Source organism: Achromobacter sp., from assembly GCF_057314935.1.
The window spans coordinates 19,779-31,290 of record NZ_DBHKZA010000030.1 but is presented as its reverse complement, the minus strand read 5'-3'; the positions used below and the strand labels follow the sequence as shown (position 1 = coordinate 31,290).

The 11,512-nt window shown below is 64.4% G+C and carries 11 protein-coding genes; 7 read left to right on the top strand and 4 right to left on the bottom strand.

Annotation, left to right across the window (positions count from 1 at the left end):
- Positions 1 to 13 precede the first annotated feature (13 nt).
- Both ACO6D5_RS13275 and ACO6D5_RS13270 read right to left on the bottom strand, forming a co-directional pair.
- Positions 14 to 880 carry a branched-chain amino acid ABC transporter permease gene (locus ACO6D5_RS13275; protein WP_006227849.1) on the bottom strand — a complete coding sequence of 289 codons (867 nt, stop codon included), beginning with the start codon at positions 878 to 880 and terminating at the stop codon, positions 14 to 16.
- A gap of 121 nt (positions 881 to 1,001) precedes the next feature.
- Entirely contained in the window at positions 1,002 to 2,201 is a 1,200-nt protein-coding gene (locus tag ACO6D5_RS13270) for an ABC transporter substrate-binding protein (protein ID WP_315528774.1), read from the bottom strand.
- Positions 2,202 to 2,534: 333 nt separating this feature from the next.
- Between ACO6D5_RS13270 and ACO6D5_RS13265 the strand changes: the two genes are divergently transcribed.
- From ACO6D5_RS13265 to kce, 3 genes are read left to right on the top strand one after another with little or no spacing between them, the layout of a single operon-like run.
- Positions 2,535 to 3,317, top strand: coding sequence for an SDR family oxidoreductase (locus ACO6D5_RS13265; protein ID WP_485825628.1), 783 nt, complete (start codon positions 2,535 to 2,537; stop codon positions 3,315 to 3,317).
- Positions 3,317 to 4,273, top strand: coding sequence for a 3-hydroxyacyl-CoA dehydrogenase (locus tag ACO6D5_RS13260; RefSeq protein ID WP_315528778.1), 957 nt, complete (start codon positions 3,317 to 3,319; stop codon positions 4,271 to 4,273). Before ACO6D5_RS13265 ends, ACO6D5_RS13260 begins: the two co-directional genes overlap by 1 nt.
- Positions 4,266 to 5,201 carry a 3,5-dioxohexanoate:acetyl-CoA acetone transferase gene (gene kce, locus ACO6D5_RS13255; RefSeq protein WP_280027986.1) on the top strand — a complete coding sequence of 312 codons (936 nt, stop codon included), beginning with the start codon at positions 4,266 to 4,268 and terminating at the stop codon, positions 5,199 to 5,201. The genes ACO6D5_RS13260 and kce overlap by 8 nt, the downstream gene beginning before the upstream one ends.
- Before the next feature lie 37 nt (positions 5,202 to 5,238).
- Here kce and ACO6D5_RS13250 read toward each other — a convergent pair whose 3' ends face one another.
- Both ACO6D5_RS13250 and ACO6D5_RS13245 read right to left on the bottom strand, forming a co-directional pair.
- On the bottom strand, positions 5,239 to 6,309 hold the full coding sequence (locus ACO6D5_RS13250; protein WP_485825627.1) for a glycerol dehydrogenase: 1,071 nt from the start codon (positions 6,307 to 6,309) through the stop codon (positions 5,239 to 5,241).
- Between the two features lie 9 nt (positions 6,310 to 6,318).
- A complete protein-coding gene (locus ACO6D5_RS13245) occupies positions 6,319 to 7,023 on the bottom strand; it encodes a GntR family transcriptional regulator (protein WP_485825626.1) in 705 nt (234 codons plus the stop codon).
- A 124-nt stretch (positions 7,024 to 7,147) separates the two neighbouring features.
- Between ACO6D5_RS13245 and ACO6D5_RS13240 the strand changes: the two genes are divergently transcribed.
- The 4 genes from ACO6D5_RS13240 to ACO6D5_RS13225 are packed head-to-tail and all read left to right on the top strand — an operon-like array spanning position 7,148 to position 11,461.
- Entirely contained in the window at positions 7,148 to 8,005 is an 858-nt protein-coding gene (locus ACO6D5_RS13240; protein ID WP_485825625.1) for a transketolase, read from the top strand.
- A complete protein-coding gene (locus ACO6D5_RS13235) occupies positions 8,006 to 9,004 on the top strand; it encodes a transketolase family protein (RefSeq protein ID WP_485825624.1) in 999 nt (332 codons plus the stop codon).
- 13 nt (positions 9,005 to 9,017) lie between these two features.
- Positions 9,018 to 9,821, top strand: coding sequence for a shikimate dehydrogenase family protein (locus tag ACO6D5_RS13230; RefSeq protein WP_485825623.1), 804 nt, complete (start codon positions 9,018 to 9,020; stop codon positions 9,819 to 9,821).
- A 38-nt stretch (positions 9,822 to 9,859) separates the two neighbouring features.
- Positions 9,860 to 11,461: a GMC family oxidoreductase gene (locus ACO6D5_RS13225; protein ID WP_485825622.1), complete on the top strand. Its 1,602-nt coding sequence runs from the start codon at positions 9,860 to 9,862 to the stop codon at positions 11,459 to 11,461.
- The last annotated feature ends 51 nt before the right edge of the window (positions 11,462 to 11,512 follow it).

The following is an 11,512-nucleotide window of genomic DNA, read 5'->3' as shown; positions in this document are numbered from 1 at the left end:
CTTGTGGCTCTGATCACTCGGTTCCAACGCCGAACAGGCCGTTCGGACGCAGGACAAGGATCAAGAGGAAGATCCCGAAATACACGACCTCTTTCAGGTCGGGGGCGATGTAATAGCCGGCCAGCGTGTCCACGATGCCGATGATCATGGAGCCGGCGACCGCGCCGTACAGGCTGCCCAGGCCGCCCAGCACCACGATCACGAATGCCGTCAGCACGAAGTACGTGCCGACGGTCGGAAACACCGGATATTGCGGCGCCAGCAGGCCTGCGGCGATGCCGACGAATGCGGTGCCCAGGCCGAAGGCGATGGCGTAGACGTTGTTGACGTTCACGCCCATCAGGGTGGCGGCGTAGCGGTGTTGGGCCACGGCGCGCAGCGCGCGGCCCAGGTAGGTGCGATGCATGAACAGATGCAGCAGCACCGCCAGGCTGATGCCGACCACGAACGTGATCAACTGGCCCGTCACCATCGAATAGTTGCCCACGTCGATGGCATTCGTGCCCAGTTCCACCGGCGCGCGATACACGTTGGCGCCGAAGATCACCAGCGCAAGGTTCAGCAGGATGGTGGACACGCCCACCGTGGCGAAGATCTGGATGTGCTGGTCGGCGTTGAGCAGCGGCTGGATGATGCCTTTCTGCGTCAGCGCGCCCAGCGCGAACAGGATGACGGCAACCGGAACCAGGCCTACGTAAGGATGGACGCCGAATTGCGCGGCGATCAAATAGACCAGGTACATGCCGATCATCAGGAACTCGCCGTGCGCGAAGTTCACGACGCGCACGACGCCGAAGATCAATGTCAGCCCCAGGCTGATGATGGTGTACGCGCCGCCCAGCAACAGGCCGTTGATGACCAGTTGAATGAATATATCCATGGTGCAACCTCTTAGAGCGGGATGCGGCCCCGGCACGGCCGCGTGAAAGGCGGCCGCGCCGGAGCGCGCGATTCCCGGGAAACGTCAGGCGCCCCCGAGCGCCTGATCACTGGCGTCGCGCTTATTTCTTGAAGACAGGCTTGCCAAGTGCGAGGTTGCTGGGTGCGATGGTGACGAGCTTGCCGTCCTGCCACTGCATCACGTAGAACGTGGAGGCATTGTTCTGGCCGTCTTCGCCGAAGTCGAAGGCCCAGCCGTTGGCGGTCTGGCCGGCCGGCTTCTTGTAGGCCAGGACCGCGGCGCGGATCTTGTCCTTGTCGGTGGACTTGGCGTTGCCGATGGCTTCGAAGAAGGCCTTGGCGCCCACGTAGTTGGTCAGGCTGTGGCCCGATTGCGGGTCGCTCTTGTAGGTGGCCTTGTAGGCTTCCAGGAACTTGTCCAGGCCGGGCGCCCCAGCCGGATTGATGGACGACTGCGGGAAGTCCAGGTCGAACACGCCGTTCATGTCGGCGCCGACGGCCTTGGCCGTATCGGCCAGCGAGTAGCCGCCGCCAGCACCGATCACGACTTTGGGCTTGAAGCCCGCGGCGCGCGCCTGGCTGAAGAACAGGATGGCGTCGTTCTGGTAGGCCGTCTGGAGCACCACGTCCACCTTGGCGCCTTTCAGGCGCAGGATCAGGGACGACAGGTCCACCGTCTTGGCGGAGTAGGGCAGCACTTCGGCCACCGTGTAGCCCAGTTCCTGGGCGCGTTTCTTTTCGGTAGCCGCCACGTCGGTGCCGTAGGGCCCGTCTTCGTGGATGATGCCGATCTTGATGTCCTTGGGGTTCAGCCCCATGCCCGGAGCGATCGTGTCGTGCAACGCATTGACGACCGACACGCCGTACAGCGCGGTATTGGGGTTGCTGCGGAACAGGTACTTGTAGCCGCGCGTGGTGATCTTGTGGGCGGTGGCGCCCAGTTCGAAATACGGCACGCCCGCCAGTTCCGTCACCGGCGAGGCCGCGTACGAAATGCCTGAGGCATAGCTGCCGAACACGCCGACCACGTTGGCCGAGATCAGGCGCTTGGTTTCCGACACGGCTTGCGTCGGATCCACGGCGTCGGCCTTGACGATTTCGATCTTCTCGCCGTTCACGCCGCCTGCGGCGTTGATTTCGTTGACGGCCAGTTCCAGACCGCGATAGCTCTCTTGTCCCAGGAGCGCAAGCGCGCCGCTGAACGGGAAGAGGGCGCCCACTTTCATGTCGGCCGCTGCGGTGCCGCTTGCCAGGGCGCCGCACACGCCCAGCGCCAGAATAATCTTATTGAACTTGAACACGGTCTACGCTCCTTTGTCGGTATGGGATGCGGACTGTTTTTTAGTGGTGTCCGTCTTTTTTAAATATATGATATATGTGCCGGCCAGGTACAAAAACCCCGCCTTGGATTCTAGTGGGGGCCGCAGCAAGCCGAATCGGGGAATTCCCTAAAGCCGCATGAATAAAGCCTTAGCGGCCGATACGAGGCGAAATGAACCGCAATATTCCGCCAGGCGGGCGTACCTGCCAGAGTGCTCTCCGGGTTGCCGAAAGTACGAGAATTTACCCGGTTTAATCATATATCCTATATCATCAAACACGCGCTTTTCCATAAAAACCCAGGAGACAGAAGCATGTTCGAGGAAGTCGATTTCGCCGGAAAACGGGTCCTGATCACCGCCGGCGCGGATGGTCTGGGCCTGGAGATGGCCAAGGTGTTCCACCACGCGGGCGCCACGGTGTTCGTGTGCGACGTGAACGAAGCGCGCCTGGCTGCGCTGCCGGCCGAATTGCCGGGCGTGCACACCGCGGTCGCGGACGTGTCCGACGAGGACAGCGTGGGCGCGCTTTTCGCTGCGGTCAAGCAGAAGTTGGGCGGACTGGACATCCTGATCAACAACGCGGGCGTGGCGGGCCCCACCGGTTATGTCGAGACCTTGTCCAAGGCGGACTGGGACCGCACGCTGGCCGTGAACATCACCGGCCAGTTCCTGTGCGCGCGCCAAGCCATCGGCATGCTCAAAGCGTCCAAGGCGGGCGTGATGATCAACCTGTCTTCCGCTGCGGGTCACCTGGGCTTTGCGGGGCGGTCGGTATATTCCGCGTCCAAGTGGGCGGTGATCGGCTTCACCAAGTCGCTGGCGATTGAACTGGGGCCGCATGGGATCCGGGTCAATGCCATCCTGCCCGGCGCCGTCGAAGGCCCGCGCATCCGCGCCGTCATCGCGGCCAAGGCCGATACGCTGGGCCGTCCGGTGGACGAGATCGCCGCGCAGTACGAAAACCAGGCGGTGCTGGGCCGCATGGTCACGGCGCGCGACATCGCCAACATGGTGCTGTTCAACGCCAGCGACGCTGCGCGCAGCGTCACGGGCCAGGCCATCGTGGTGGATGGTTTCACGCAGAAGCTCTACTGATGGGCGCCGGCTCCCAGGGGCGCTGCGCCGCCATCATCGGAACGGGCCTGATCGGCCAGGGCTGGGCCATCGTGTTCGCCCGCAAGGGTTGGAGCGTGCGCCTGTACGACGTCAATGCGGCCATGCTGGCCGAGGCGCGCTCGCTGATCCTGCAGCAACTGCGCGAACTGGAAACCCAGGGCCTGTTGGAAGATGCCGACGGCATCATCGGACGGGTGCATGTGGCCGACAGCCTGGCCGATGCCGTCAAGGGCGCGTGCTACATCCAGGAGAACTCGCCCGAAAAGGTCGAGATCAAGCGCGCGCTGTTTTCGGAACTGGATGCCGTGGCCGAACCCGATGCGGTGATCGGCAGTTCGACGTCCAGTATCCCCGCCAGCCAATTCACCGAGCATCTGCCGGGGCGGCATCGCTGCCTGGTCGCTCATCCTGTCAACCCGCCTTATCTGATCCCGGTCGTGGAGCTATGCCCCGCGCCCTGGACCAGCCCGCAGGCCCTGGACGCCGCCCGTGAGGCCATGACGGCCGTCGGCCAGAAACCGGTGCTGGTCCGCCGCGAGATCGAAGGCTTCATCCTGAATCGCCTGCAGGGCGCCTTGCTGCACGAGGCGTTCCGGTTGGCAAAGGACGGCATCGCCAGCGCCGAAGACATCGACGTGACGGTGAAGGACGGCCTGGGTTTGCGCTGGTCGTTCATGGGGCCGTTCGAAACGATCGACCTGAATGCCCCCGGCGGCATTGCCGACTACTGCGCGCGGTACGGTGGCCTGTACCAGTCCATCGGTGCCGACCAGGGCGAATGCGTGGCCTGGGACGGCGCGTTGGTCGGCGCGCTGGAGGACGAACGCCGCGGCTTGCTGCCGCAGGAAGACCTTGCCAAGCGCCGCTTCTGGCGCGATGAAAAGCTGATGCGCCTGATGCGCCACAAACAAGAGAACGGAGACAACAATGGCTAAGCCCAAACAGAAAGTCGTCATCACTTGCGCCGTGACGGGCGCCATCCATACGCCCAGCATGTCGCCGCACCTGCCGGTGACCGCCGATGAAATCGCGGAAGCCGCTATCGGCGCGGCAAAGGCTGGAGCCGCGGTGCTGCACTTGCACGCGCGCGATCCGCAAACGGGCAAGCCGTCGCAAGACCCGGCGCTGTTCAAGCCGTTCCTTGAGCGGATCAAGAACGAGACCGACGCCATCATCAACATCACCACCGGCGGCAGCCCGCACATGACGGTGGAAGAGCGCATGCGCCCGGCCACGACCTTCCAGCCCGAACTGGCTTCGTTGAACATGGGGTCGATGAACTTCGGTCTCTTCCCCATGCTGGACCGCTTTCAGGACTTCAAGCATGACTGGGAAAGGGAACACCTGGAGAACAGCCGCTCGCTGATCTTCCGCAATACCTATCAGGACATCGAATCCATCCTGACGCTCGGCAACGCCAACGGCACGCGCTTCGAATTCGAGTGCTACGACATCAGTCACCTGTACAACCTGGCGCATTTCGTGGACCGAGGGCTGGTGAAGTCGCCGCCGTTCATCCAGTCGGTGTTCGGCATCCTGGGCGGCATCGGCCCGCACCCGGAAGACCTGATGCACATGAAGCGCACGGCAGATCGGCTGTTCGGCAACGACTACGAATGGTCGATCCTGGGCGCGGGCCGCAACCAGATGCCGCTCGCCACCATTGGTGCTGCGATGGGTTCCAATGTGCGCGTGGGCCTCGAAGATTCGCTGTGGATCGGTCCCGGGCAGTTGGCGGAGTCCAACCGCGTGCAGGTCGAGCGCATCCGCTCCATCCTCGAGGCGCTGAATCTGGAGGTGGCGACGCCCGACGAAGCACGTGCCAAGCTGGGCTTGAAGGGCAGGGAAAACGTGAAGTTCTGATCGGGGCGGCAGGCCGGCGCGCGTGCGCCGGCTGCGTTCAAGCGTGGCGGCGCAGCGCGTCGGCAAGCGTGGCGACGTCCAGCTCGCGATCGAAATTGGCGGCGTGGCGCGCTTTCAAGGTCAGTTCCGCCGCCAGGGTCAAGTCGGCGTCGCCAGGGGTATCGGCGGCGCCCAGTTCGCGCAGCGTGGTGGGCAGGCCCACTTGGGCGTACCACTGGGTCAGGTCCGCCAGCATGCCGTCGTTGCGTTGTTCCAGGTTCAGTTGCACCAGCAGGCCGACCGCGACTTGCAGGCCATGCAGCGCCGTCGCCACGCCGCCGATCTTAGGCAGCCCGCGCGTGAGCGCGTGGGCGATGGACAGGCCGCCGCTTTCAAAACCGAGACCGCTCATGAGGATCATCGCTTCCACCACGCGCTCGAACGCCGGCGTGGGCTGGCCGGTGCCGGCGGCCGCCACGGCGTCCACGCCATCGGCCAGCAGGGTGCGCAGGCAGCCATCGGCGATCAGTTGCGCCGACAGCAGCGGCGCGCCGTCGTACATGTTCTTGCCGCCGTTGCGTTGGCATTGCTCGGCTTCGAACTTCTTCGAAATGGCGTCGCCCAGGCCGGCGCGGAAAAAGTGCACCGGCGCGGTGGCGATGATGGCGGTGTCCACCAGCACGACCGTGGGGTTGAACAGCATGTGTTCGACGGCCAGGAGGTTGTGATGTTCGTCGTACAGCACATAGTTCTTGCTGGTGGGCGCGTCGTTGGACGCTACCGTGGGCACCGTGATCAGATGGCAATGGGCCGACTTCGCCACCGCTTTGCCCGCATCCAGCGATTTGCCTCCCCCCACCGCGACCACCATGTCGATGGCGGCGTCGGATGCCTGCGCGCGCAATTGCGCGATCAGTTCAGGCGTCAGGTCGCCGTCGACGATCAGCGGCGTCAACGCCACATCGTGTTCCGCGCACAAAGCCTCGATTCTTGGTCCCAGCACGCCATGGACGTAGCGGTCGATGACCAGGGCGGCGCGGCGCCCGAACAGCGCGGCGTACTGGCCCAAGGTGTCGAGTGCGCCGGCTCCCTGTATGTAGCGGCTGGGAGCGCCAAAAATCTTCAGCATGAAGTCTTCCTATTTGCGTGGGACGGGAGGGCGGTAGTCGAGCTCTTTCTCGCGCTCGACCAGCCAGTCGATCATGATCTTGCCGCCCCAGACCAGGTCGGCCTGGATGGCGCTGCGCGCCGCTTCGGAGTCCCGCGCTTCCAGCGCTTCCAGCACGGCTTCGTGGCGATGCTCGTTTTCGGAGTAGTCCAGGCCGGCCGTCTTGACGTGGAACACCTTCAGGATGGGGCCGGTGATGACCCAGAACGATTCCACCGTGCTGCGCAGGATGGGCTTGTTGCTGGCTTCCAGGATGGCGAAGTGGAACCTGCGGTTCAGGTAGCTGGCGCGCTTGGGGTCCGTCGAGGTGCAGGAAATGAAGTCCCGCTGCAAGGCGATCAGGTTGTCCAGCTGCTTGCGCGTGATGTTCTGCGCGGCCTCGGCCGCGCCCATGCCTTCCAGATGGAAACGGATCTGCTGAATTTCGCGCAGCTTCTCCGAATTCACATAGGGCACGTAGACCGCCGTGGCGGCCTGCATTTCCAGGCCCTGCTCGCTGATCAGGCGGAAGATGGCCTCGCGTACGGGCGTGATGGATACGCCCATCTCTTGGGCCAGTTCGCCGATGATCAGGCGTTCTCCGGGTTCGTACTGCCCGTTGATCAGGGCATTGCGGATTTCGTTGTAGACCCTGACGGAGAGGTTCTCTTTCTTTACCGGTTTGAGGCTGGGCATGACGTTTCGGGCTTGCTGTATTAAGGGAACGGGTGAATCCGGAATGAATTCTAGCCCGCCATAGCCAATTCACGCTCAATGGGTATATTATATATCATATATCCTAACGAAGAAAGGACGCGCCATGCGCCATCACCAGGAGGCCCCCACCGCGGGGGAGGTCAGGATGCTGCGGGAGAAGGCCCGCCATATCCGGCTGGAGACAATCAGACTGATCGAAATCGCGAAGGTCGGGCACTACAGCTCGGTCTTCTCGTGCGCGGAAATCTTCGCGTCGCTGTATTACGACGTGATGCGGCTGCGTCCGGGCGAACCCCATTGGCCCGACCGCGACCGCTTCCTGATGGGCAAGGGCCATGCCGCCGTGGGCCTGTTCCCCGTGCTGGCCGACCACGGCTTCATCGACCGCGAACTGCTGGATGGCTACACCCGGTTGGGCAGCCCCTTGGGCGACCACCCCGACATGAGCAAAGTGCCTGGCGTGGATTTCAGCTCGGGCTCGATCGGGCATGCGCTGTCCAACGGTGTGGGCATGGCGGTGGGCGGGCGCATGAGCCAGCGCGACTTCAATGTCTTCGTAATGCTGGGCGACGGCGAAATGCAGGAAGGACAGGTGTGGGAAGCGGCGCTGTTCGCGGCGCACAACCAGCTGTCGCGCCTGATCGCCATCGTCGACCGCAACGGCTACCAGCTGGACGGCAAGGTGGACGATGTCATGGGCGTGGAGTCGCTCAAAGAGAAGTGGCAGGCGTTCGGCTGGGAAGTGCACGAAGTCGACGGCCACAACCTCGTGGGACTGACGGCGCTGTTGCGCCGTCTGCGTGCGGACGACGCGCGCACCCGGCCGGCATGCGTGATTGCCAAGACCATCAAGGGCAAAGGTGTGTCCTACATGGAAACCGAGCCGGGCTGGCACCTGGGCTACCTGGCGCCGCAAGACGCACAGAGCGCTGTCGACGAAATCCTCTCCCGCGAGATCTGAATGGCACAGGCACAAGTCCTCTCCCCCGACTCCTGGCAGTACCGCGCGCTGAATGCGGTGAACCCCGGGCTGTCCTATCTTTCCGATGCGCTGATCGAACTGGCCCAGGCCGGGCACCCGGTGGTGGCCGGGTCGGCCGACCTGCAATATTCCAACGGCCTGAACCGCTTTGCCCAGGCCTACCCGGACCGCTACGTCCAGTTCGGCATTTCCGAGCAGAACATGGTGTCGGCGGCGGCCGGCCTGGCGACCACCGGCATGATGCCTTTCGTGGCCACCTTCGCCTCGTTCCTGGGGCTGCTGTGCTGCGAACAGATCCGCATGGACGTCGCCTACACGAAGCTGCCGGTCCGGCTGATTGGCCACCATACGGGCATCAGTCTTGGCTTCTACGGCACGTCGCATCACGCCACCGAAGACATCTCGACGATGCGCGCGCTGGCCGGCCTGACCGTCGTCTCGCCCGCGGATGGCCCGCAACTGGCGTCCGCCATCAAGGCATCGGTCAACTGGCCCGAACCCATCTACTTCCGCATCGGGCGGGGCCGCGACCCCCAGGTCTACCAAGACGGCGCGCCGTTCGAATTCGGCCGCGCGATCGTGCATTCGACGGGCAGCGATCTGAACATCATCGCTTGCGGCATCACGCTGCATGCCGCGCTGGCCGCTGCGGAACAACTGCGCCAGGAAGGGGTGTCGGTCGGCGTGATCGACATGCCCACCATCAAGCCGCTGGACCGCGACGCCGTGCTGGCGGCGGCGGGGCAGGCGCGCCTCATGATGACGGTGGAAGAACACAATGTGCTGGGCGGGCTGGGTTCCGCCGTGGCCGAAGTGCTGGCGGACGTCGGCACGGGCACCAAGTTGCGCCGTCACGGCATCTATGATGAATACAGCCTGATCGCCCCGCCCACCACGCTGTACGCCCACTACAAGCTGGACGCCGCCGGCATCGGCGAAGTAGCCCGCGAATTGATCAAGACCTCAGATAAAGCCTGACCCGGAGAACACGATGAAGGAAATCAGCGGAAACACGCGCCTGTTCGGCATCCTGGCCGACCCGATCCATCATGTGAAGACGCCGCAGCGCATGAACGAGCTGTTCGCCAAGATCGGTTTTGACGGCGTGTGCGTGCCGTTCCATGCGCGGCCCGACAACCTGGCCGCCGTGGTCGACGGCCTGCGGCGCCTGGAGAACCTGGGGGGCGTCATCATCACCATGCCGCACAAGACCGCCATCCTGGACCTGGTGGACGAGGTCACGCCCGTCGCCCGCAAGATCGGCGCGGCCAACGTGGTGCGCCGCGACCCGGACGGCCGGCTGGTGGCGCACATGCTGGATGGCGAAGGGTTCGTGCGAGGCCTGCTGACGGCAGGCGTCCCCGTACAGGGGAAAAGCGCCTACCTGGCGGGCGCCGGCGGCGCCGCCAATGCCATCGGATTCGCGCTGATCCAGGCGGGCGTGTCCCGGCTGACCATCGCCAACCGCACGCCGGCCAAGGCCGAAGACCTGAAGGCGCGCATCCTGTCGCTGCATCCGGATGCCAAGATCACGGTGGGCTCGCCTGACCCTGCGGGCCACGACCTGGTCATCAACGGCACGTCGCTGGGCATGAAGGAAGGCGATGCGTTGCCGCTCGATGCCAGCCGCCTGACGCCAGACCAGCTGGTGTGCGAAGTCATCATGCAGCCCAAGGACACGGCGTTGCTGCTGGCCGCTCAGGCCAAGGGCTGCAAGGTGCATTACGGCGCGCCGATGCTGGCCTGCCAGATCGAGCTGATGGCCGAGATGCTGGGCGTGGCCCCCGCTAAGTAGGACCATGCGGCCAATCTCAGGACGGGGTGGATAAAAAGATGGGCGACTACGATTTCATTATTGCGGGCGGCGGCACGGCCGGTTGCATCCTGGCCAACCGACTCAGCGCCGACGGCAAGCATCGCGTCCTGATGCTGGAAGCCGGCTTCGAGGCCCGCAGCATGTGGATCTCGATCCCGGCGGGCTTCTCCAAGCTGCTGGTGAACCCGGACTACAACTGGCGCTTCGCGACCGAACCCGAAGACAACGTCCATGGGCGCACCATCGCCGTGCCGCGCGGCAAGGGGGTGGGCGGGTCCACGTTGATCAACGGCATGATCTACGTGCGCGGCCAACCGCAGGACTACGACGCCTGGGAAGCCGCGGGTGCGACGGGTTGGGGGCATGCGCAGGCCGATCGGCTGTTCCGCAAGATCGAGCACTACGAGCCCGGCGGCGAAAACCGCGGCAAGAACGGACCCATGCATCTGGAGGAAGTTGCCGAACGCTTTCCCGTATCCGACGCTTTCCTGCGTGCGGCACAAGAGGATGGCCAGCCGCTGAATGCCGACTACAACAGCGGCGATCAGGAAGGCGTGGGCTATTACCAGGTGCTGCAGCATCGAGGCAGGCGCTGGAGCGTGGTGGACGGCTACATGAAGCCCGCCGCCGGCCGCAATAACCTGAAAGTGGAATGCGGCGCGCATGTGACGCGGCTGCTGTTCGAGGGCAAACGTTGCGTAGGCGTGGCGTATCGCCAGAACGGCCAGGAGCACACGGTGCGGGCGCGCCGAGAAACCGTGTTGTGCCTGGGGGCGGTGCAGTCGCCGCAATTGCTGGAACTGTCCGGCGTGGGCGATCCGGCGCGGTTGCAATCCTTCAACATCCCGCTGGTGCATGCGCAGGCGCAGGTAGGCGAAAACTACATCGATCATTTCGCGACCCGCATGAATTGGCGCGTGAAGAACGCCGTGACCTTGAACGAGATGTCGCGCGGCTGGCGCTTGGCGCAGCAGGTGGCGCGCTACTACACGAGCCACACCGGCATCCTGACGCTGGGGACGGGTCTTGTCCACGGGTTCGTCAAAAGCGTCCCTGACCTGCCGACGCCCGACGTGCAGTTCTTCTTCGTGCATGCCAGCTATGCCAACGCGGCAGAGCGCATCCTTGACCGCCAGCCGGGCATGACGATCGGCGTGGCGCAGCTGCGGCCGGAATCGGTAGGCAGCATCCACATCAAATCCGCCGATCCGTTGGCAGGGCCGTCGATCCGCCCCAACTTCCTGTCGGCGCAGATCGACCGCGATAGCCTCGTCGGCGGCATGAAGGTGGCGCGCCGCATCGTGGGGCAGCCGGCCATGCAGCGGTTCATCGAGGCCGAAGTCAGCCCCGGCGCGGGCGTGGAAAGCGACGAGCAATGGCTGGATTTCGCGCGGCGCAACGGACAGACGATCTATCACCCGATCGGCACCTGCCGCATGGGCTCGGATGCCGCCGCCGTGACGGACGTGCGTTTGCGGGTGAACGGCCTGACCGGGCTGCGCGTCGTGGATGCGTCGGTGATGCCGAAGATGGTGTCGGGCAATACGCAGGCGGCCGTCATGATGGTGGCCGAGCGCGGCGCCGAGATGATCCTGGAGGATGCCGCTCGAGGATCCTGAGCGATCGTAGGATGGGTGAAGCGGGAGAGTCCTTGCCCAAGGACCCCCGCG

Excerpts from the sequence above, each read along its gene's own strand:
- ACO6D5_RS13275 (WP_006227849.1), bottom strand. The coding sequence starts at position 880 with ATGGATATATTCATTCAACTGGTCATCAACGGCCTGTTGCTGGGCGGC.
- ACO6D5_RS13265 (WP_485825628.1), top strand. The coding sequence starts at position 2,535 with ATGTTCGAGGAAGTCGATTTCGCCGGAAAACGGGTCCTGATCACCGCC.
- ACO6D5_RS13260 (WP_315528778.1), top strand. The coding sequence starts at position 3,317 with ATGGGCGCCGGCTCCCAGGGGCGCTGCGCCGCCATCATCGGAACGGGC.
- kce (WP_280027986.1), top strand. The coding sequence starts at position 4,266 with ATGGCTAAGCCCAAACAGAAAGTCGTCATCACTTGCGCCGTGACGGGC.
- ACO6D5_RS13250 (WP_485825627.1), bottom strand. The coding sequence starts at position 6,309 with ATGCTGAAGATTTTTGGCGCTCCCAGCCGCTACATACAGGGAGCCGGC.
- ACO6D5_RS13245 (WP_485825626.1), bottom strand. The coding sequence starts at position 7,023 with ATGCCCAGCCTCAAACCGGTAAAGAAAGAGAACCTCTCCGTCAGGGTC.
- ACO6D5_RS13240 (WP_485825625.1), top strand. The coding sequence starts at position 7,148 with ATGCGCCATCACCAGGAGGCCCCCACCGCGGGGGAGGTCAGGATGCTG.
- ACO6D5_RS13235 (WP_485825624.1), top strand. The coding sequence starts at position 8,006 with ATGGCACAGGCACAAGTCCTCTCCCCCGACTCCTGGCAGTACCGCGCG.
- ACO6D5_RS13230 (WP_485825623.1), top strand. The coding sequence starts at position 9,018 with ATGAAGGAAATCAGCGGAAACACGCGCCTGTTCGGCATCCTGGCCGAC.
- ACO6D5_RS13225 (WP_485825622.1), top strand. The coding sequence starts at position 9,860 with ATGGGCGACTACGATTTCATTATTGCGGGCGGCGGCACGGCCGGTTGC.